17 protein-coding genes are annotated in these 19,337 nt (G+C 42.1%); 15 read left to right on the top strand and 2 right to left on the bottom strand.

Translation table 11 applies throughout. The annotated features are described in order from the left end of the window. Positions 1 to 125 precede the first annotated feature (125 nt). Positions 126 to 1,949: an APC family permease gene (locus tag IGJ15_RS13795; protein WP_005227281.1), complete on the top strand. Its 1,824-nt coding sequence runs from the start codon at positions 126 to 128 to the stop codon at positions 1,947 to 1,949. 73 nt (positions 1,950 to 2,022) lie between these two features. Here IGJ15_RS13795 and IGJ15_RS13790 read toward each other — a convergent pair whose 3' ends face one another. Next, complete coding sequence (locus tag IGJ15_RS13790) at positions 2,023 to 2,913, bottom strand: ArsR/SmtB family transcription factor (protein WP_005227282.1); 891 nt, start codon at positions 2,911 to 2,913, stop codon at positions 2,023 to 2,025. A gap of 315 nt (positions 2,914 to 3,228) precedes the next feature. On the opposite strand from IGJ15_RS13790, the gene IGJ15_RS13785 reads away from it, so the two are divergent. The 10 genes from IGJ15_RS13785 (at position 3,229) to IGJ15_RS13740 (ending at position 14,142) form a co-directional block, all read left to right on the top strand. After that, positions 3,229 to 4,479, top strand: coding sequence for an extracellular solute-binding protein (locus tag IGJ15_RS13785; RefSeq protein ID WP_005227283.1), 1,251 nt, complete (start codon positions 3,229 to 3,231; stop codon positions 4,477 to 4,479). Positions 4,480 to 4,525: 46 nt separating this feature from the next. After that, positions 4,526 to 5,416: a carbohydrate ABC transporter permease gene (locus IGJ15_RS13780; RefSeq protein WP_430599160.1), complete on the top strand. Its 891-nt coding sequence runs from the start codon at positions 4,526 to 4,528 to the stop codon at positions 5,414 to 5,416. 12 nt (positions 5,417 to 5,428) lie between these two features. Further along, positions 5,429 to 6,280: a carbohydrate ABC transporter permease gene (locus IGJ15_RS13775; RefSeq protein WP_005227285.1), complete on the top strand. Its 852-nt coding sequence runs from the start codon at positions 5,429 to 5,431 to the stop codon at positions 6,278 to 6,280. 8 nt (positions 6,281 to 6,288) lie between these two features. After that, complete coding sequence (locus tag IGJ15_RS13770) at positions 6,289 to 6,705, top strand: hypothetical protein (protein WP_010748727.1); 417 nt, start codon at positions 6,289 to 6,291, stop codon at positions 6,703 to 6,705. A 15-nt stretch (positions 6,706 to 6,720) separates the two neighbouring features. Then, positions 6,721 to 7,677 carry a glycoside hydrolase family 43 protein gene (locus IGJ15_RS13765; RefSeq protein ID WP_010748728.1) on the top strand — a complete coding sequence of 319 codons (957 nt, stop codon included), beginning with the start codon at positions 6,721 to 6,723 and terminating at the stop codon, positions 7,675 to 7,677. Between the two features lie 18 nt (positions 7,678 to 7,695). Beyond that, entirely contained in the window at positions 7,696 to 9,318 is a 1,623-nt protein-coding gene (locus IGJ15_RS13760; protein ID WP_010748729.1) for a glycoside hydrolase family 43 protein, read from the top strand. Positions 9,319 to 9,328: 10 nt separating this feature from the next. Then, on the top strand, positions 9,329 to 10,774 hold the full coding sequence (locus tag IGJ15_RS13755; RefSeq protein ID WP_010748730.1) for an alpha-N-arabinofuranosidase: 1,446 nt from the start codon (positions 9,329 to 9,331) through the stop codon (positions 10,772 to 10,774). 4 nt (positions 10,775 to 10,778) lie between these two features. Continuing rightward, positions 10,779 to 11,045, top strand: a complete 267-nt coding sequence (locus IGJ15_RS13750) for a DUF6171 family protein (protein ID WP_034695322.1) — start codon at positions 10,779 to 10,781, stop codon at positions 11,043 to 11,045. Between the two features lie 136 nt (positions 11,046 to 11,181). After that, on the top strand, positions 11,182 to 12,108 hold the full coding sequence (locus IGJ15_RS13745; protein WP_010748732.1) for an AraC family transcriptional regulator: 927 nt from the start codon (positions 11,182 to 11,184) through the stop codon (positions 12,106 to 12,108). A 33-nt stretch (positions 12,109 to 12,141) separates the two neighbouring features. Further along, the gene (locus IGJ15_RS13740; RefSeq protein WP_430599159.1) at positions 12,142 to 14,142 is read left to right on the top strand and encodes a glycoside hydrolase family 31 protein; all 2,001 of its coding nucleotides are present in this window, start codon (positions 12,142 to 12,144) and stop codon (positions 14,140 to 14,142) included. A 123-nt stretch (positions 14,143 to 14,265) separates the two neighbouring features. Here the strand turns inward: IGJ15_RS13740 and IGJ15_RS13735 are convergent, their stop codons facing one another. Next, entirely contained in the window at positions 14,266 to 15,531 is a 1,266-nt protein-coding gene (locus IGJ15_RS13735; protein WP_010748734.1) for a glycoside hydrolase family 27 protein, read from the bottom strand. A gap of 120 nt (positions 15,532 to 15,651) precedes the next feature. On the opposite strand from IGJ15_RS13735, the gene IGJ15_RS13730 reads away from it, so the two are divergent. From IGJ15_RS13730 to IGJ15_RS13715, 4 genes are all read left to right on the top strand, one after another. Further along, positions 15,652 to 16,551 carry a helix-turn-helix domain-containing protein gene (locus IGJ15_RS13730; RefSeq protein ID WP_010748735.1) on the top strand — a complete coding sequence of 300 codons (900 nt, stop codon included), beginning with the start codon at positions 15,652 to 15,654 and terminating at the stop codon, positions 16,549 to 16,551. A 50-nt stretch (positions 16,552 to 16,601) separates the two neighbouring features. After that, on the top strand, positions 16,602 to 18,542 hold the full coding sequence (locus tag IGJ15_RS13725) for a glycoside hydrolase family 127 protein (RefSeq protein WP_010748736.1): 1,941 nt from the start codon (positions 16,602 to 16,604) through the stop codon (positions 18,540 to 18,542). A gap of 154 nt (positions 18,543 to 18,696) precedes the next feature. Continuing rightward, positions 18,697 to 18,960 (top strand): type II toxin-antitoxin system Phd/YefM family antitoxin, encoded by a 264-nt coding sequence (locus tag IGJ15_RS13720; RefSeq protein WP_010748737.1) that lies wholly within the window; start codon positions 18,697 to 18,699, stop codon positions 18,958 to 18,960. Next, positions 18,960 to 19,226: a Txe/YoeB family addiction module toxin gene (locus IGJ15_RS13715; RefSeq protein WP_010748738.1), complete on the top strand. Its 267-nt coding sequence runs from the start codon at positions 18,960 to 18,962 to the stop codon at positions 19,224 to 19,226. The genes IGJ15_RS13720 and IGJ15_RS13715 overlap by 1 nt, the downstream gene beginning before the upstream one ends. Positions 19,227 to 19,337: the final 111 nt, after the last annotated feature.

Genomic DNA, 19,337 nt, shown 5'->3' with positions numbered 1-19,337 from the left:
TTCATCTGATTTTCATTGACTTTTCGCGGTTACAAGAGTAGCATACAGTCTTGATAATTCAATATTTGTGAGGATATCGTTACAAGTTTAACGAAGGATTTTTTCATGAAAAGGAGTGTAGAAAAGTGGAGTATTTGAAACGTTTGTTGGTCGGACGTCCATTGAAATCCGCAGAGAATGATGAACAAAAACTGAGCCGGACGGCGGCCCTTGCGTTGCTATCTTCTGATGCTTTGTCTTCGATTGCTTATGGGACAGAGCAGATCGTTGTCGTATTAGTGGCACTTTCCGCTGCTGCCATCTGGTATTCATTACCGATCGCTGCTTTTGTTATTATTCTTTTGATTTCATTGACCTTGTCTTACCGTCAGATCATTCATGCTTACCCTCACGGTGGTGGGGCGTATGTAGTAAGTAGTGAAAATTTAGGGAAAAATGCGGGCCTGATTGCCGGCGGCTCACTGTTGATCGATTATATGCTGACAGTAGCAGTATCCGTCTCAGCAGGGGCGGAAGCCATCACTTCTGCTGTGCCAGCGTTGTTCGGCCATCAAGTGGCCATTTCTGTCGTGATCGTGCTCTTGATCATGATGATGAATCTGCGAGGGCTGCGAGAATCAGCTAGCTTCTTAATGATTCCTGTCTACACCTTTATCGCAGTGATCACAGTCTTGATCGTGGTCGGCTTGTACAACATCGTAACTGGTGCGCAACCGTTGAATGCAACCGCACTGCCAGGAGCTGTCGTACCTGGGGTATCCGTAGCCTTGATCTTACGGGCTTTCTCATCAGGTTCCTCTTCTTTGACGGGGGTCGAAGCGATCAGTAACGCGGTGCCATTTTTCAAAAAACCACGGGCGAAAAATGCAGCTGCGACCTTGACGATCATGGCTGCGATCTTAGGGTTCTTCTTCGTCGGTATCACTTTTATCAACTATTGGTACGGTATCGTACCAGAAGCAGAAGTGACCGTCCTATCTCAAATTGGCTCTGCTGTTTTTGGTCATGGGTTTATGTACTACGTTTTGCAATTTGCCACAGCGCTGATTCTAGCAGTTGCCGCAAATACTGGATTTTCCGCCTTCCCCGTGTTGGCGTATAACTTAGCCAAAGACAAATATATGCCACACATGTATCAAGACCGTGGGGATCGTCTCGGCTACTCAAACGGGATCATCACCTTGGCTGCTGGTTCCATCGTCCTATTGTTTATCTTCCAAGGATCGACCGAGCGTTTGATTCCGTTGTATTCCATCGGGGTATTCATTCCTTTTGCACTATCTCAAAGCGGAATGGTCGTCAAATGGAAAAAAGAAGGCAAAGGCTGGTTCTTTAAATCGATCGCCAACATCATTGGGGCTTTGATTTCTTTTGCGATCATTGCCATCTTGTTCGTGTATCGCTTAGGCGATATTTGGCCATTCTTCATTATCATGCCGATCCTCTTGTATATCTTTTACAAGATCCATGATCATTATAAAAAAGTCGCAGAACAGCTGCGATTGGAAAAACAAGAAGCACTGCATGTCTATGAAGGAAATACCGTGATCGTTCTCGTCGGAAATGTTACCCGAGTAAATATCGGCGCATTGAACTATGCCCAATCGATTGGTGATTATGTCGTGGCGATGCACGTCTCGTTGGATGAAGATGTGAAGAAAGAAAAAGAGATCGAACAAGAATTTAAGCAAAAATTCCCAGACGTGCGTTTCTCCGTCGTTCATTCTTCGTATCGTTCGATTGAAAATCCCATCTTGCGTTATGTGGATCTAGTCAGCCGCAATGCAGCCAAACACAATTACACAACGACCGTCATCATTCCACAGTTTGTCCCAAGACGTCGCTGGCAAAATATTTTGCACAACCAAACAAGCCTGCGCTTGCGTTTCAGACTCTCTTGGCGTGAGAACATCATTGTAAGTACGTACAGTTACCATTTGAAGAAATAACAAAAACGCTAGTTTAGCGACCTGATTCCCAAAAGAAATGTTTGGGTCAGCCGCTAAGACTAGCGTTTTTTTTTTAGCTATAAAACATTTTCAGTTTGATATCCTGATCGTAATTCCCAAACCCCTTGCCAAAGAGGGTACAACCGCCGACATGCTCGGCATCTTCTTTGACTTCCACTTTTAAGTGCCACGTATCTTCGTAGGCAGGTATATCCTTGATCGTAATGTCGGAAAGAGGAACACCTTCCATGTAGGTTCCGTGATCCATGATGCGGATCGTCTTCAATAACCCGTACTGATTGAGATTGTCTGGATACCAATCCGGTGTATACTTGCCGCGAATATCTGCAAAATCCCCTGGGCTAGTCCATGTACCAAGCTCCACACCATTTAAGCTGAAGGTGATGTCTGACGGCCAGTTGTTATTGGAAAAAGGAAATTCAGACGAAACTTCCATTGAAATCTCCATCATTTCCAGTTTTTCTTCTCTTGCTAAGAAGTTTGGCGATTGGTATTCAACAAATCCTTTCGTAAACCACAAGATGCGGGCATCCATTCGTCGGGGATCCATGAAAAACTTCGGTTCATCCACCATTCCCACAAAATCAGCTGAAGTAGCAAGCCCGCACGTTGGTTCTACCGAATAATTTGTATAATGACCGATCGGTATCGCCGTTTCTTTCGTATCAAAGGCATTAAAGATTTTCTCAGGAAAGTTGATATCGATATGATCCACTCTCAAACTGGAAATCTTTTTTTGCCCCACACGCTCTGTTTTGATGATTTTGGCTTCTTCTAATTTTTTGATGTGCATCGTAATGATGGCGCTGCTTAAGCCTAACTCTTGTGCCAACTCTTTGACATTCATCTTGTTTTTAGCCAGCAATTGAATGATTTTGATTCGTACGTTACTGGCAAGTGCCTCATAGACAGGCAATGCTTCTTGATTGATTTCTAATTGCATCGTGTCACCTCCGCTTAAACTGTTTGATTTACTTGAATGTTAACATATTTGCTAATTTGTGTAAATAGCGTTGTTTATTTCGCTAGTTATTAATATATTTATTAATTAATATAGATGTTATCCTGAATAAATTAATCAAAATATTGTTGACAGCGATTACAAATCAAGTTATGATTTATTTGTAAATTGAAAGTGTTTGCAAACGCTAGAAATGAATAATGCAATTATAAATGCTGGGATAGCAAATAAGAGAAGGAGGATAGGCGTGTTCGGCTTCAAAGACCAAAATTCAATTTCTATGAAAGAGGGAAAAACATGAAGAAGAAACTTATTATTATTGGTGCTTTAGTTGCAGTCGTTGCAGTTGCCCTTATTGGTTTTAATCGTTATCAGGCAGCGGAAAAAGAAAAATACACGATTAATTTTTGGTCACCCCTTACTGGTGATGATGGCGCTTATATGGATCAGATCGTAAATGAATTCAATGAACAATCAGGTTCCGATTATACAATCAATCATGTGATCACGTCTGATATGTACACTAAATTAAGTACGGTTGTAAGTTCTAAAAGTGGGATTCCAGATTTGACTTTGATGCATTCTTATAAAGTAGAGGAATTTGTCAATTCCGATATTATTGATCCGGTTGATCGTCTGGTTTCTTATCAACCTGAGTTAGAAGAAAGCAATTATTTAGATACGGCGTGGAATGCAGGGAAAATCGGCGATACTCAATATACGATCCCATTAGATATCCATGCCAGTGCCATGTATTACAATCAAGATCTTTTAGAAAAATACAATGTCACTTCTTGGTTAGACGATAACATCGTGACGTTTGATGAAATGATGTCATTAGCAGGGCAGATGGAAGAAGGCGATTATGTCGTAAATAATGCGTTACTTTCTTGGGTTATCTTAGCGCAAATCCGTAACTTAGGCGGCGCGATTTCTGACGATGCTGGGAACCCGACGGTGAATACGCCAGAAATGAAAGAAGCGTTAGAAAGAATTAAAGCGTTAACAGATGCAGGCCTGATGACACCTTATGGAGAAGATGGGTATTTGATGTTCCAAGGCGGAAACGTACTCTTATCAACAGATGGTACTTGGACTTCTACCGCTCATGATGCGGTTGAGGGCTTGAATTGGGGCGTAACAAATATTTATTCGACTTCAGATGACATCGCAACCAACCGAGCAGCTTCTCATATGTTTGGCATGTTGAAGAGTGAAAGCAGAACAGAAGAAAAAGAAGAAGTAATCGCACAATTTTTAGAATTCGTTCGTACAAACTCGATCGAATGGGCAAAAGCCGGTCAAATCGTTGCAAGTAAAGATATTTTAGAAAGTGATGATTACCAACAATACCCACAATCATTCTTTACTTCTACACCAGAGGAAGAAGAAACACTTTACATCTTTGACTACGTTTATTTCTCTTATGTCTTAGAAGCATTAGATGTTTATAGTACAGATATCGCTTACGGTGAATTAGATATGGATGAAGGATTAGAAACGATGCAACAATATGTCGAAGATAAGATTGCAGAAGTAGCTAGATAAGTGAAGGGGGGATAATTCTATCCCCTTTTCCAATTTTTAGAAGGGAATGAAAGGAATGAAAAAAAAGAGCATTAACTGGGCATCGATCGCATTCATTGGACCACACATGGTACTCTTTATTATTTTTGTATGTATTCCAACGATCTATGGTATTTATGCTTCATTTACGCAATGGAATTTGATCTCTGATCCAGTCTGGGTCGGTTTTAACAACTATAAAACATTATTGTTTGATAGTTCCTCGACGTTCTATACCCAATTTTGGAATGGTTTGAAAAATACCTTTATTTTCGTTTTGATCATGGTGCCGTTACAAATCATCATTCCACTGATGATTGCAGCTGCATTGCAACATAAAAAAGTGAAGCTGAAAGGACTTTTTCAAGCAATTCTATATATTCCAGGTCTTATCTCTGTTTCAGCAGGTTCTTTGATTTGGTCATTGATTTTCCACTCTCGATTAGGTGCCGTCAATAATATTTTTGGGTTCGATTTCTCTTGGGCTTCGCGACAACCCTATGCTTGGATCTTAATTTTTGTTGTCAGCATTTGGGGAGCGATCGGTGGTAACATGATCATTTATCGCTCAGCTTTAGCGGGTGTCAATGAAGACCTTTATGAAGCGGCAGAGATCGACGGAGCGGGAGCATTCCAAAAATTCTTGAATGTGACCTTGCCATCTATTCGCTTTCCACTGTTATATACGATCGTGATGACAACTGCTGGAACATTTAATGTCTTTGCACAGCCTTTGATGATGACAGGTGGAGGTCCAAACCAAAGCACGACTGTATTGATGATGTATATCCGCTCACTGGCTTTTAGTCAAGGAGAGTCAATTGCAGGAATGGCTTCGGCAATGGCAGTCATCTTAGGATTGATCATTATGTGTGTGTCCGTATTTCAATATTTTCTTTTAGATAGAAGCAATACTTAAGGGGGCAAAAAAATGAATACACAAAAGAAACATATACCTAGTATGGTCATCGCATATTTGTTTCTGATCGTTTTATGTATCATCTGGGTTATTCCATTGATTTTTAGCTTCGCCACTTCTTTTCGTTCTCAAACCGAAATCGTCTCCACTGGATTTCGTTTATTACCCGTAAACTGGATATTAGATAACTATGTAGCGATTTTGACTAATACGTCTACTGCACCAATTATGCAGTGGTTATGGAATTCAATGTTTATCGCAGTCACGCACACTGTTTTAGTTGTGATCGTTGTTTCAGTGACCGCTTATGGCTATGGCAGAATGCGGTTTAAATACCGTGATCGTATCTTTTATCTTTTGATGGGGATCTCGATGTTTCCCGGTGTAGTGAATTTGATCCCGTCTTACAAAATCATTGAAACCTTCGGCTGGGTCAACTCTTCTCTTGCCATGATCATTCCAGGCTTAGCAGGGATGGGAAATATCTTTCTTGTGCGACAGTTTATGAAAGGTATCCCGCTTGAATTTGACGAGTCAGCACGAATGGATGGTGCAGATGAATTTACCATTTTTGCAGAGATCATCGTTCCTTTGATCAAACCTGTGTTGATCGTTGCAGGCCTCTTTTCTTTCACAGGTTCATGGAATGATTTCTTGTGGCCAGTGATCGTGTATACGGATGTTAGTAAAATGCCGATCACAGCCGGTTTGCTATTACTACAAGACATTTATGGCAACTACCGAATGATTGGTCAATTGATGGGCTCGGCATTGATTGCGATCATTCCCACCGTCATGCTGTTTCTATTTGCTCAAAAATACTTCATTGAATCTATGAACTTAAATGCAGGAATAAAAGGATAGTGAAGATCATGAATCGAAAATTGGAAAGAAATTTACTACGTGCCAGTGCGGTCTGGGATGTCTGTATTGGTCTTGTAACGATGTTTGGGTATTATCCTTGGTTTGAAGAACAAGGGATCGCAGCATTTCAAAATCAAAATCAGTATGAATACTTGCAGTCAAGTCTGGTAGGAATGATATCGAAGGTAGTTATGATCGTTGCGTTAGCGACGATTTTGATGGGCGTTATCAGTTGGATCAACGCGAAGAATATGCGAGACAAACAAATAAACAAAGGAACGATACGTTGGATGATCGCCTGTGTCATCATCCATTTGATCATCTATGATGTGATCGGTGTCGTCCTCTATTTACTAGCTACGACGATGTATATGTCTAAAAACAAAGCAATAAAAATACTAAAAACGGAAAATGGAATTATTTAAGAAGGTGTAGAATTTATGGCAGAAAATTATTTGGAACCGATTGTATTAGAACGTGCAGACCCATGGATATACAAGCATACCGATGGATATTATTACTTCACTGGATCAAAACCAGGATATCAGGAAATCGAATTAAGGCGTGCGAAAACCTTGAAAGGACTGGCTGACGGTGAAGTAAAAGTCATCTGGAAGGCTCATGCCGAAGGCCCCATGAGTGAACTGATTTGGGCACCCGAGATTCATTTTATTCAAGGAAAATGGTACATCTATTTTGCTGCTGCAGATCATGGAGAAGTCAGAAATGATCAGCATCATCATCGGATGTTTGCGATCGAAAATGCGAATGAAGATCCCTTTGCAGGCGAGTGGGTAGAAAAAGGACAGATCAAGACGCAATTTGAGAGTTTCAGTTTAGATGCTACGGTATTTGAACACAGGAACCGATTGTATTATGTCTGGGCACAAGCAGATCCAAACATTCCAGGCAATTCCAATCTTTATTTATCAGAGATGGAAAATCCTTGGACATTGAAAGGAAAGCAGATTCTGCTGAGCATTCCTTATTATGAATGGGAAAAAATTGGCTTCAAAGTGAACGAGGCACCAGCTGCTTTGATTAGAAATGGAAAAGTGATCATTACTTATTCAGCCAGTGCGACGGATGAAAACTACGCGATGGGACTGTTGTGGGCAGATGAGGATAGTGATTTATTGAATGGGTATTCTTGGCATAAGTTGAAGGAACCAGTCTTTTCAAGTTCTGAACAAAATTCCCTATACGGACCAGGACATAACTCCTTTACAGTCGATGAGGAGGGGGAACAAGAGATCTTAGTGTATCATGCAAGACCAGAAAAAAATGATTACAGTAATCCTTTAGAAAATCCCAATCGACATGCGTATGTCCAACCGTTTACTTGGAAAAAAAATGGATTGCCTGATTTTGGCGAACCCGGTGTAGTCAAAGGATAGATAAAAGAGAGGGAAAAAATGAATACAAAAAGAAAAATGCTCTGTTTAACCATGTCCGTTTTTTTTACTAGTTTATTTCTTGCTGGCTGTCAAACAGGAGATGCTGCTGAGCAACTTTCACAAAAGGAGTGGGAAACAACGACAAAAAATCGAGTGTCGATTCATGACCCATCGATTACTTCTATTCATGTTGGTGACCAAGAGCTGTTTTACGTATTTGGTTCGCATCTCGCCCAAGCGAAAACAGAAGATTTACAAACTTGGGAAGTGCCTTTCACTCACGAATATGAATCAATGGAAGACAATATGATCTATGGTAACACAAAAGAAAATCTAGCTGAGACTTTTGAATGGGCAGGCTATGATGATGCCGATTCACAAGGTGGTTACAGCCTTTGGGCACCAGATGTCATTTGGAATGCTGATTATGAATGGTCAAATGGAGACAAAGGAGCCTACATGCTCTACTACTCAGCTAGTTCTACTTGGCGGCGTTCAGCGATTGGATTGGCCGTAGCTAAAACGATCGAAGGACCCTATAGCTATGCGGATACCGTGATCTATTCTGGCTTTACAGAAAAAGATTCGACAGATGGTAGTGAACGCAATACCAACTATCAAAATACCCATTTGGCCAAATTGATCAAAGAGGGGAAAATCAGTGGGTTCAGTGAAAACTGGGCGATCGAAGATGGTCTGACGTATAACACCGATTATGCGCCAAACGCCATTGATCCAGCGTTGTTTTATGATGAAGAAGGGAAACTATGGATGACCTATGGTTCTTGGTCTGGCGGTATCTTTTTATTGGAAGTTGATCCAGCCACTGGAAAACCAATGTATCCTGGGGAAGATAGCACGACGGAAGATGGGCGTATCATTGATCGCTATTTCGGGATCAAGCTTTTTGGCGGCTATCATCAATCAGGAGAAGGTCCCTATATTGTATATGATGAGGAAACCGATTATTATTACCTATTCGTCACTTACGGTGGTTTAGCAGCAAAAGGTGGTTACAATATGCGACTGTTTCGCGCTGAAAAACCAGAAGGACCTTACCTTGATGCCCAAGGAAATAGCCCAATCTTAGAACAAGGGGACCAAAATTCAAACTACGGCATCAAATTGATTGGAAACTACCAATTCTCGTTTCAACAAATGGGGTATCGAGCAGCGGGACACAATTCGGCGATCATCGATGAGAATGGTCAGTGGTCCTTGGTGTACCATACGCGCTTTAACAATGGAACCGAAGCCCATGAAGTGCGGGTCAACAGAATGTATATGAATGAGGAAGGCTGGCCAGTTCCAGCACCCTACGAGTATCGAGGCAATGAACAAGTAGCGGATGCTTTGACAGAAGATGACATTATCGGGCGCTATGAAATCATTAACCATGGTACCGACAATGGAACGACCATGCTAAAAACGCAGACGATCGAGCTTCAAAAAGATGGAAGCGTTACTGGTGACTTGACCGGAACTTGGACGTACGATGCGGGATACTTGGCATTGACTTTTGAAGAAGCGACCTTCAAAGGAATTTTATTAACTCAGGAAATAACAGAGTTTGAGCAGCAAAAATTAACGTTCTCAACGATTGGCGATAATAATGAGTCCATTTGGGGAATCAAAGAATAGGAGTATAACAATGACGATTAACATTCAAAACACAAAATCAGGAACAACGATTAGCAAATATATCTACGGTCATTTTGCAGAGCATCTAGGCCGTTGTATCTATGAAGGATTATACGTTGGAGAAGATTCGCAGATCCCAAATAAAAATGGGATGCGAATCGATGTGGTTGAAGCACTGAAAAACATTCAAATCCCTGTGCTGCGTTGGCCAGGCGGCTGCTTCGCCGATGAATACCATTGGAAAGACGGGATTGGTCCTAAAGAAAACCGCAAAACCATGGTCAACACTCACTGGGGCGGCGTGACTGAAAACAATCATTTCGGGACCCATGAATTTTTTGAATTGATCAAGCAGCTGGAATGTGACGCGTATGTCAACGGCAATGTCGGCAGCGGAACGGTGCAAGAAATGTCGGAATGGGTGGAATACATCACGATGGATGGCATTTCTCCGATGGCTGATCTTCGCAGAGAAAATGGCCATGAAGATGCGTGGGAAATGAAATTCTTTGGCGTAGGAAACGAAAACTGGGGCTGCGGCGGCAATATGCGGCCAGAGTACTATGCGGATCTGTATCGCCGCTATCAAACCTATGTCCGCCAATACGGTGACAAAAAAATCTACAAAGTTGCTGGCGGAGCGAATGTCGCAGACTATCATTGGACAGAAACGCTGATGAAAAACGCCCATTGGTTGATGGACGGCCTAAGCTTGCACTACTACGTTCATCCGCAGGGCTGGGAAGAAAAAGGGAGCGCCTTGGAATTTGATGAGGCAGAGTGGCAAGTGACCTGTGAAAAAGCAGCCTACATGGATGAATTATTGACCCGCCACAGCGCGATCATGGACCAGTATGACCCAGAACAGCGTGTGGGAATCATTGTTGATGAATGGGGCACTTGGTTCTCAGCAGAACCTGGGACGAATCCGGGCTTCTTATACCAACAAAATACGATTCGTGATGCCATGGTCGCAGCGATCACCTTGAATATTTTCCATAAACATGCCAAGCGAGTGCATATGGCAAATATCGCACAAACCGTCAACGTCCTGCAAGCGATGATTTTGACAGATGGCGAACAAATGGTGAAAACCCCAAGCTATCATGTCTTTGATTTGTACAAAGTCCATCAAGATGCTGAAACCATTGATAGCCATGGAACTAGCAGTGATACCATTACGTATACGATTTCGAAAAAAGAGGATACGATCCATCTATCGGTTTGTAATTTTGCTACACAAGGCACGGAAGAATTAACCTTCTCCCTGGAAACAGCGATCAATGAAGTGAAAGAAGCTCGTTATATCGTGGGGGACAAAATGAACGCACACAATGATTTTGATCATCCTGAAGATGTGGTGATCCAAGACTTCACCGCTTACGATGTTGAAGAGAACAAAGTCAGCTTGCGGGTGCCAGCAATGAGTGTTCTAACGATCTCATTGACAGTCTGATCCCATGACTTGTAAAGGATGCGAAGTGAAAGATGCTGCTGCAGCAGCACAGGAAGACATTGAATCCTTGATTGCAGAACAACTTTCTTTAGAAAGCGACTTGGCTTCGCCGGAGATCGTCAGTAGGAGAATCGCTGTTTGTGAGACTTGTCCATTGCGATTGAATCATACCTGTACCAAATGCGGCTGCTTTTATCGGTTTCGCGCAAATTTAGCTAAGAAAAACTGTCCTACAGGAATGTGGGAACAAACAGGACAGCTCGTCAAGTAGCTGTCCTGTTTGTTTCAATTGGTCAAAAGGATCAACAGATAAACTATTTTTTGATTACGCTTACATAATCGTTGTAGATACGCTATGATTAAACGAAAAACACTGTTAACAAAGTGGAAAGTGAGCGAGTGATTCAATGAAAATAAATCAACCTGCAGCGCTTGCTTATTATGAAGCTGCGAACCATGGCACGGAAGATTTCCCATTAGCATATTATCCTAATTTAGTGAGTGTTTGGCGAGAATTCTTTTTTGTGCCACATTGGCATAAAGAAATCGAAATTTTATGTGTCCATCAAGGACAGCTAGAATTAGTCGTTAATGGAGTCTCACGCAAGATTAAGGCAAATACGATCGTACTGATTCCTCCCAATACTTTACACACTGCCTATCGAATCGCACAACAAAGCTGCCGTTTTTCGTGTATCGTTTTTTCTGAACAATTAATCACGAGTCGACAATCAGATAGAATTCAAAGCCAACAAATCGATCCTTTTTTGATACAAGAAGGTGTTACTTCTTATGTGGATTTTCCAGATAAAAGTCAACAAAGTCTCACCTTGTTTCAACTATTTGATCAATGCTTTATGGGGAAATCATCTTATCGTGAATTACGTCTGAAAGGGATTGTTATCCAACTCTTGTCATATCTATTAGAAGTTGGGACCGACCAGCCAGCAAAAAAATCAAGCGAGCGCCTCCAAGAAAAACGGGAAAAAATGGTTTTATCTTATATTCATAGTAATTATCATGAAATGATCCAATTACAAGATTTGGCCGATTCTGTTTCCTTAAGTAAAGAGCAATTTACACGATTTTTTAAACAATCATTTCGAACTTCCCCAATGGCTTATCTAAATCATTATCGCTTGATCCGATCGGCAGAATTGTTGCGAGAGACTGATTTGACCATGGTGGCGATCGCTCAAGCTGTCGGTTTTTGTAATAGTAATCATTTTTCTGTGTGCTTCAAAAAGATGTTTGGTGAGACCCCTACACAATATCGGAAAAATGACATGATTACGATAGAACACGCCATAAAATCGAAGGATAGCCCTCTGTAATCCAGCTATACTGAAAAAAAGGAGGGTTCAAAAATGTCGTTTTTTTCAATAGGTGAGAATTACCTCGAATTTCAAAATGGAAATGAAGTCGTGCGCATTATTGCTTGGGGCACGAACAGTTTGCGGGTGGTGAGAGCACCGTCTGGTGAACTAGATTTATCCTGCTGTGCATTATTAACACAAGATTCTAAGGTCGAGGTTGCGATTGAGGGGGATGTAGGATCTATCGGTAATGGAAAAATCCACGCAGTAGTCACCAAAGAGTCAGGCTGGAACAACTATGGCAAGATCACTTTTTACAATCAAAAAGGCGAAGTGATTTTGAAAGAAGCAGCATCTGGCGGTGCGCTCTTGAAAAAGGCGCGGTTTTTTAAGTCGATTATTGGAGGAGATTTTCAACTAAAAGCTACTTTCGAAGCCAATCATGAGGAGAAAATCTATGGTATGGGGCAATATCAACAGGATATTTTTGATCTAAAAGGGTGTAATTTAGAATTAGCACATCGAAATTCACAAGCTTCGATCCCCTTTTATTTATCAAACAAAGGATACGGCTTTTTTTGGCACAATCCAGCAATCGGTTCGGTCTCTTTTGGTAAAAATACGACCGAATGGCGTGCCGAAAGTACGAAGCAATTGGATTACTGGATCACTACTGGAGAGACACCAGCTCAAATCGAAGAACAATTTAGCCAAGTGACAGGACGGGCACCTATGATGCCCGAATATGGTCTAGGATTTTGGCAATGTAAACTTCGCTATGCGACACAAGCGGAAGTAGTGGCGATCGCTAGGGAACACAAAGAGCGGAACATTCCCGTTGATGTACTAGTGATCGATTATTATCATTGGCCGCGCTGTGGTGATTTTCGCTTTGATGAAAATTTCTTTCCAGACCCCAAGGCGATGGCAGAAGAAGTACGAGATAAATATGGAATCGAGCTAATGGTATCGATCTGGCCCCAAATCGACACGCGTAGTGAGAATTTTCAAGAGATGAAAGAAAAAGGCTTATTAGTCAAAACGGATCGCGGCATTGATGTGCAGATGTTGTTTCATGGGAATAACATTTTTTATGATCCAACAAATCCTAAAGCTCGAAACTATGTCTGGGAGAAAGTATCAAAAAATTATGTCAATAACGGCATTCGCTTGTTTTGGTTGGATGAGGCTGAACCAGAATTTGGTACGTATGACTATGATTCCTATCGTTATTATGTAGGGAGTGTGCTGCAAAAAGGCAATATTTACCCCCGTGAGTATGTTCGTGGTTTTGATGAGGGAGAAGCCTCCTCACAAAAAGAACATTCAATCAAATTGGTTCGTTGTGCTTGGGCGGGCAGCCAACGATATGGGGCATTGGTTTGGTCCGGCGATATTCATTCGACTTACCAAGACTTACGCAACCAAATCGTTGCTGGCATGCAAATGGGGTTAGCAGGCATCCCGTGGTGGACAAGTGACATCGGCGGATTTCATGGTGGTTCTGTGACAAGTCTAGATTTTCAAGATTTATTGATCCGCTGGTTTCAATATGGGACTTTTTGTCCAGTCATGCGATTGCATGGTTCACGTACTCCCCATAAAAAAATCTTCAAGGCAGATGGTGAAGAAACAGAGCAAACCGGAGCAGCTAACGAAATATGGGCGTTTGGGGAAAAGAACTATGAGATTATGAAAAAATTTATTGGAATTCGTGAATTGATGCGGGACTACTCGCGTGAATTGATGCGCGCAGCTCATGAAAAAGGGACGCCAGTCATTCGCTCAACTTTTTATGAATTTCCAGAGGATCACCAGGCATGGGAACTGACAACACAGTATCTCTATGGTTCTGATATTCTAGTAGCGCCCATCGTTGTAGCGAATGCTACTGAGCGTGAGGTATACTTGCCAACAGGAGCAAAATGGACCGATGCTCGAGATGGAACTATCTATGAAGGTGGACAATGGATTGTCGCACAGGCACAAATTGATTCCTTACCAATCTTTTTACGAGAGGGAAAACAGAGTTACTTGATTCATGAAGTGTAACTGGAAATGGTTACGGTGAGTTGTTTGTAAGACTAGTAGGTACCTTGTTGAGAGGGGAAGAACCATATGAATAGAAAAGCAACACAATGTGCCGAGCACATTGTGTTGCTTTCATTGAGAGGACTATTGTAATGGGCTTTTGAGTAACAAGACACCATGAGTAGGAACCTCAGCATCGGCAATTGTTTGTTCTTTTTGTTGCCATAACTCAGTGCCGCTTTTAATTGGTAGTAAAGCAGCGATCGATTTTGGGATGGTTTGCGTTTGATCAGAAACATTGAAAATGGCATAGTAGACGGCTGTGTCGCTCAACGCCTCCCAAATGATCCACTCTTGATCACGATAGAACTCTTTTTTCGTATGGATTCTTCGATACATTTCTAAGACTTCAGTATTCGTCAATAAACGTAACGTAAAGGGATCGATGTCTGGTAAAGTACCACCGAACATCAATGGAGATTGGAAGATCGTCCATAAACTCATCAATAAGTATTGCTCGTCTTCCGTAAAACGTGTCCAACTATCACCACCGCCACCATCAACTGCCCGAATGCCGATATGACCCAACGGCAGCATATCACAGTCAGGCCAGTTACCTGGACGGACGAAAGGTGCCCACTCTGCTGCTCGGTCAAACATGGCGTAAAGGGCGCCCCAATGATCCCAAAAGTCATCCGTCAAGCGCCACATATTGGCATGATTTTGAAAGAAACTACCATTTTTGAGGGCAGCTGGTCCGGGAGACAAAGAAAGGACGATCTCTCGACCCGATCGATCGATCGCACGGCGAATCGCTTTGATTTCTGCTTTATGGGCATCACCGTAAATTTTCGAATCGCCGATATCATCCACCTTTATAAAATCAACACCCCAAGAAGCATATAATTCGAGCAAAGAATCATAATAAAGCTGTCCTTCAGGCAATGAAACATCGACCCCATACATATCGGAATTCCAAGGGCAGATTGAATTCATAGCAATGTCCCGTGCCCGTTTATCCGTTCCTTTGATCGGCGTATTTTGATGAACTGCTTGTCGTGGAATGCCGCGCATGATATGGATACCAAACTTCAGCCCTTTTTGATGCAGATAGTCACCAAGTTTTTTGAAACCAGCGCCATCTTTTGCTGAAGAGAAACGGTTCTCAGCAGGAATCAAGCGAGAATAGTCGTCCATACACAATGGACAAAAATCATTGTACCTTGTAGACTTTGCTTCTGGTTCGCTCCATTGAATATCCACGACGACGTACTCCCAACCATAAGCTTTCAAATGCTCTGCCATAAAATCAGCATGGGCGATCACTTCTGCTTCGGTTACAGAAGCGCCATAGCAGTCCCAAGAATTCCATCCCATTGGGGGTGTTTGTGCAAAATGTAAAAAAGACATCGATTTCCTCCTAGTACGTTTTTCTTATAGTATAGTAAGCAATAAAAAAGAGAGGGAAAGTTTTGTCTACTAGTAATAAAAAAGAAAGAAATCGTCAACGAATGAAAAAGGAGTTGATCAATGGTGTTTCCACAAGAAACAAACTATGCGAAGATTACAGCATACTATAGTGTTGCCCTTGAGCGTTTTTCCATGGATCCACATCAACACCCAGCGTGTGAGATCAGGTTTGTGACCAAAGGGAAGTGTAAGATAAAGGTGCAAGATCAAGTAATTGTTCTGGAAAGAAATGATTTCGTTTTCATAAATGCGTTTGTGGAACACGCCTTACTCGTTGAAGGAGATTCCTGCACCTTACTGAATATTGAATTTCTTCTGAGTGAGACACCGTCCGGCCTTTGTGTTCGTGATGTTTTTGCATACATCAAAGGAAATGTACAATTGAATGAGCCTTACGCGAAAAGTCGCGATGTCCGCCAATTTGGACAAGCGATCAAGTCATTGCTGCAGTTGCTAATGATCGATGATACTCAAGAGCAACCGTCTGCTGAACGGCAATTTACGATCGAGCTCTTGTTTAAGCGGATGCTGATGGAATTAGCCTTTTCATTACGTACGAAAGAAACCAAACGGGGCAATTGCTATGTGAACGCTGCGGTCAACTATATTCAACAGCATTTTGATGAAGATATTCAAGTCTCCCAAATCGCAGCGGCTGTGGGGATTACGAAAGCCTACTTGCATAAACTCTTTCATGAGCAACTGGGAGTGACGGTCAACCATTTTCTCACCAGTGAGCGTCTGAAGCAGGCAGCATTTTTACTAAGCAATAGTCAGCTGCCAATCGTCGAAATTGCCGCTCAAGCAGGATTCAACAGTAGGCAGCACTTTACCAATACCTTTAAACAGAAAAAAGGCATGAGTCCTAAAGCCTACCAGCTCTTATATAAGCAAACGATCAAAGAAGAGGCAGGGCAACATATCACAGGAGATGATCCGGCCTTTTTATTAATGAAGTAAATATGAAACGAATGATCAAACATAAAAAAATAAAAGAACAGGAGAACGTAATGAAAGAATTCGCATTAAACAAGATCCAGCTCACGGACGAGTTTTGGCAAGGATACCAAGAGCTTGTTCGCAAAGAAACGATTCCTTACCAATACCAAGTCCTAAATGATGAAATCGATGTAGATGTTCAAGCAGAACGGGAAGATCCCAATTTGCCAGCTGGGAAAAGCCATGCATTGGCGAATTTTCGCATCGCTGCAGGGCAAATGGAAGGGGAACATTTTGGCTGGTTTTTCCAAGATAGTGATGTCTACAAATGGATCGAGTCGGCTGGGTATAGCTTGTTGAATACTAGCGATCCGCAATTGGAAAAGATAGTAGATGAAGTGATTGACTTAGTTGCTGCTGCACAAGAAGCGGATGGCTACTTAAATACCTTCTTTCAATTGACCCGACCGAAGTTAAAATACCGTCAGCTGTATTTCAGTCATGAACTTTATTGTGCCGGGCATCTAGTCGAAGCGGCTATCGCTTATGATCAAGCAACAGGCAAGGATAAATTACTGACCGTGGCAGAGAAAAATATCGCCAATATTTGCACGTATTTTGGGCGGGAGCCTGGAAAAATTCAAGGTGCTGATGGCCATCAAGAGATCGAATTGGCTCTGGTGCGTTTGTATGAATACACCGGTAAACAAACCTATTTGACATTAGCTGATTTCTTTCTTGAAGTACGTGGGGAAGATCCTGCCTTTTACGAAAAAGAAATCTTGAAAAACCAAGCGGATGGCTTATCGGATGAAACGCCAAGGGTAGACCTCACCTATTTACAAGCCTACGATCAACCTAAAAAGCAGCATGAAGCCAAAGGTCATGCGGTACGAATGCTGTATATGGCAAGCGGGATGGCAAAAGTCGCCCAGCATACCCAAGATCAAGCATTAAGCGATGCTTGTGAAGCGATTTGGGAAGACATCGCCTGTAAGAAAATGTATGTGACCGGTGGCGTCGGCTCAACCGTTCACGGGGAAGCCTTTGTCGGTCCCTATGATTTGCCAAATGATACGATGTATTGTGAAACCTGTGCAGCCATTGCATTGGTCCAATTTTCTTTTGAGCTGTTCAAACTAACCAATGAACCAAAATATTTAGCGACGATGGAACGAGCGTTGTATAATAGCGTCCTTTCTGGTGCGGCAATTGACGGCAAACACTTTTTCTACGTGAATCCTTTGGAGGTCAATCCCCAACGAGATCAAGAAAATCCTGGCAAAGGTCACGTCAAAGCCCAACGACCCGATTGGCTCGGTTGTGCGTGTTGTCCGCCGAATTTTGCGCGGATGGTCGCTTCGCTGCAGCGCTTGGTTTACACTTGCGATCAAGAGAAGCTTTACGTGAATTTATTTGTAGCAAGCCGTTTAGAAGAACCTGATCAATTTACGTTTGAACAAACGGGCGGGTTTCCTTTTACAGAGGACCTCACGATTCGCTATCAAGGCATTCCAAAGACGCTCATCATCCACAAACCTAACGGACTAAGTAAGTTTCAAATCGATAGTGGACACGAATGGCTGGAGACGAACGAGGCAATCATCTTTGAGGCAGTCGAAAACGTGACGGCCAATATCCGTTTTGAACAACCATTGCAAATCTTGCGTGCGAATCCTCAAGTTATTCAAGACATCAATCAAGTCGCATTGCAACGTGGCCCCTTCGTGTATTGCATAGAAGAAGCCGACAATGGTCAAGCACTCTGGCGTTGCCGCATCGACCCCCAGGCGCTGGAGGCGACCTTTTCGAAAGAGGATACGTTGTTGCCAACTACTTTACGTTTGGCGATCAAAGGCTACCAAAGCGAAGAATGGTCGGGAACAACCCTTTACGAAGAACGAGCGGAAACGGTCATACCTCGTACGTGGCAACTGATCCCATACCATTTATGGGGCAATCGGGGCATAGGCGAAATGCGCGTTTGGCTGCCGCTCGTTGGAAAGGAGTAAGAAGTAAGCAGGGCCAAAGAGCTTCCCTAAAAGGAGGCTCTTTTTTTCTATGTAAAAATAACGGGGAAAGTTCGCTGTATATGAGTACGTTATTGTATTTTTGATGTACTCAATCAGGTACGCTATAATTATATCAAGAAAAGGAGGAGTGGCAATGGCTAAAACAACGATGAATCCTAGCACTGCTCGTAAAAATTTTTATCAGTTATTGAAAGATGTAAATGAAAACCATACTGAAATTGAGATTATTAGTGATCGAAGTGGAAACAATGCGGTGTTGATTGGGCTAGGAGACTGGAGAGCGATTCAAGAAACCCTTTTTCTTGAGCAAACAGGTACTCTAGAAAAGGTACGAGACCGCGAAAAAGACGACAGTGGCTTTACGGATATCGATGATATTGATTGGCAAGCTCTTTGATGAGGAGTGATACGGTCACAATCAAAAACTCTGCGAAAGTGGATCTAAGGAAAATCAAACAATCGAATTTAAAAAAACAGTTTGAAGAAGTGATTCAGGCCTTGAAGGAAGATCCATATATGCCCACGCAGTCTTTTGAAAAGCTGAGATCTACACATGAAGGCAGATATTCACGTAGGCTGAATAGGCAACATCGAATGGTTTACAAAGTTGATGAGGAAAATAAAGTTGTGGAAATTTATTCTGCATGGACACATTATGAATGAAGTGTGAAGAGCTGATTTTTTAGCTAGTTGACCAAGAGCTTCCCTAAAAGGAGGCTCTTTTTTTTCTAAACTCAACCTTCTTGGATTTGTTGCATGATTTCTTTAATTTGT

This window comes from Enterococcus sp. AZ079 (genome assembly GCF_050547255.1).
Taxonomy (GTDB): Bacteria; Bacillota; Bacilli; order Lactobacillales; family Enterococcaceae; genus Enterococcus_D; species Enterococcus_D casseliflavus.
Note: the sequence above shows the minus strand (reverse complement) of the source record. Positions and strands in the feature narration are given on the sequence as shown.

Excerpts from the sequence above, each read along its gene's own strand:
- IGJ15_RS13790 (WP_005227282.1), bottom strand. The coding sequence starts at position 2,913 with ATGCAATTAGAAATCAATCAAGAAGCATTGCCTGTCTATGAGGCACTT.
- IGJ15_RS13785 (WP_005227283.1), top strand. The coding sequence starts at position 3,229 with ATGAAGAAGAAACTTATTATTATTGGTGCTTTAGTTGCAGTCGTTGCA.
- IGJ15_RS13780 (WP_430599160.1), top strand. The coding sequence starts at position 4,526 with ATGAAAGGAATGAAAAAAAAGAGCATTAACTGGGCATCGATCGCATTC.
- IGJ15_RS13775 (WP_005227285.1), top strand. The coding sequence starts at position 5,429 with ATGAATACACAAAAGAAACATATACCTAGTATGGTCATCGCATATTTG.
- IGJ15_RS13770 (WP_010748727.1), top strand. The coding sequence starts at position 6,289 with ATGAATCGAAAATTGGAAAGAAATTTACTACGTGCCAGTGCGGTCTGG.
- IGJ15_RS13765 (WP_010748728.1), top strand. The coding sequence starts at position 6,721 with ATGGCAGAAAATTATTTGGAACCGATTGTATTAGAACGTGCAGACCCA.
- IGJ15_RS13760 (WP_010748729.1), top strand. The coding sequence starts at position 7,696 with ATGAATACAAAAAGAAAAATGCTCTGTTTAACCATGTCCGTTTTTTTT.
- IGJ15_RS13755 (WP_010748730.1), top strand. The coding sequence starts at position 9,329 with ATGACGATTAACATTCAAAACACAAAATCAGGAACAACGATTAGCAAA.
- IGJ15_RS13750 (WP_034695322.1), top strand. The coding sequence starts at position 10,779 with ATGACTTGTAAAGGATGCGAAGTGAAAGATGCTGCTGCAGCAGCACAG.
- IGJ15_RS13745 (WP_010748732.1), top strand. The coding sequence starts at position 11,182 with ATGAAAATAAATCAACCTGCAGCGCTTGCTTATTATGAAGCTGCGAAC.
- IGJ15_RS13740 (WP_430599159.1), top strand. The coding sequence starts at position 12,142 with ATGTCGTTTTTTTCAATAGGTGAGAATTACCTCGAATTTCAAAATGGA.
- IGJ15_RS13735 (WP_010748734.1), bottom strand. The coding sequence starts at position 15,531 with ATGTCTTTTTTACATTTTGCACAAACACCCCCAATGGGATGGAATTCT.
- IGJ15_RS13730 (WP_010748735.1), top strand. The coding sequence starts at position 15,652 with ATGGTGTTTCCACAAGAAACAAACTATGCGAAGATTACAGCATACTAT.
- IGJ15_RS13725 (WP_010748736.1), top strand. The coding sequence starts at position 16,602 with ATGAAAGAATTCGCATTAAACAAGATCCAGCTCACGGACGAGTTTTGG.
- IGJ15_RS13720 (WP_010748737.1), top strand. The coding sequence starts at position 18,697 with ATGGCTAAAACAACGATGAATCCTAGCACTGCTCGTAAAAATTTTTAT.
- IGJ15_RS13715 (WP_010748738.1), top strand. The coding sequence starts at position 18,960 with ATGAGGAGTGATACGGTCACAATCAAAAACTCTGCGAAAGTGGATCTA.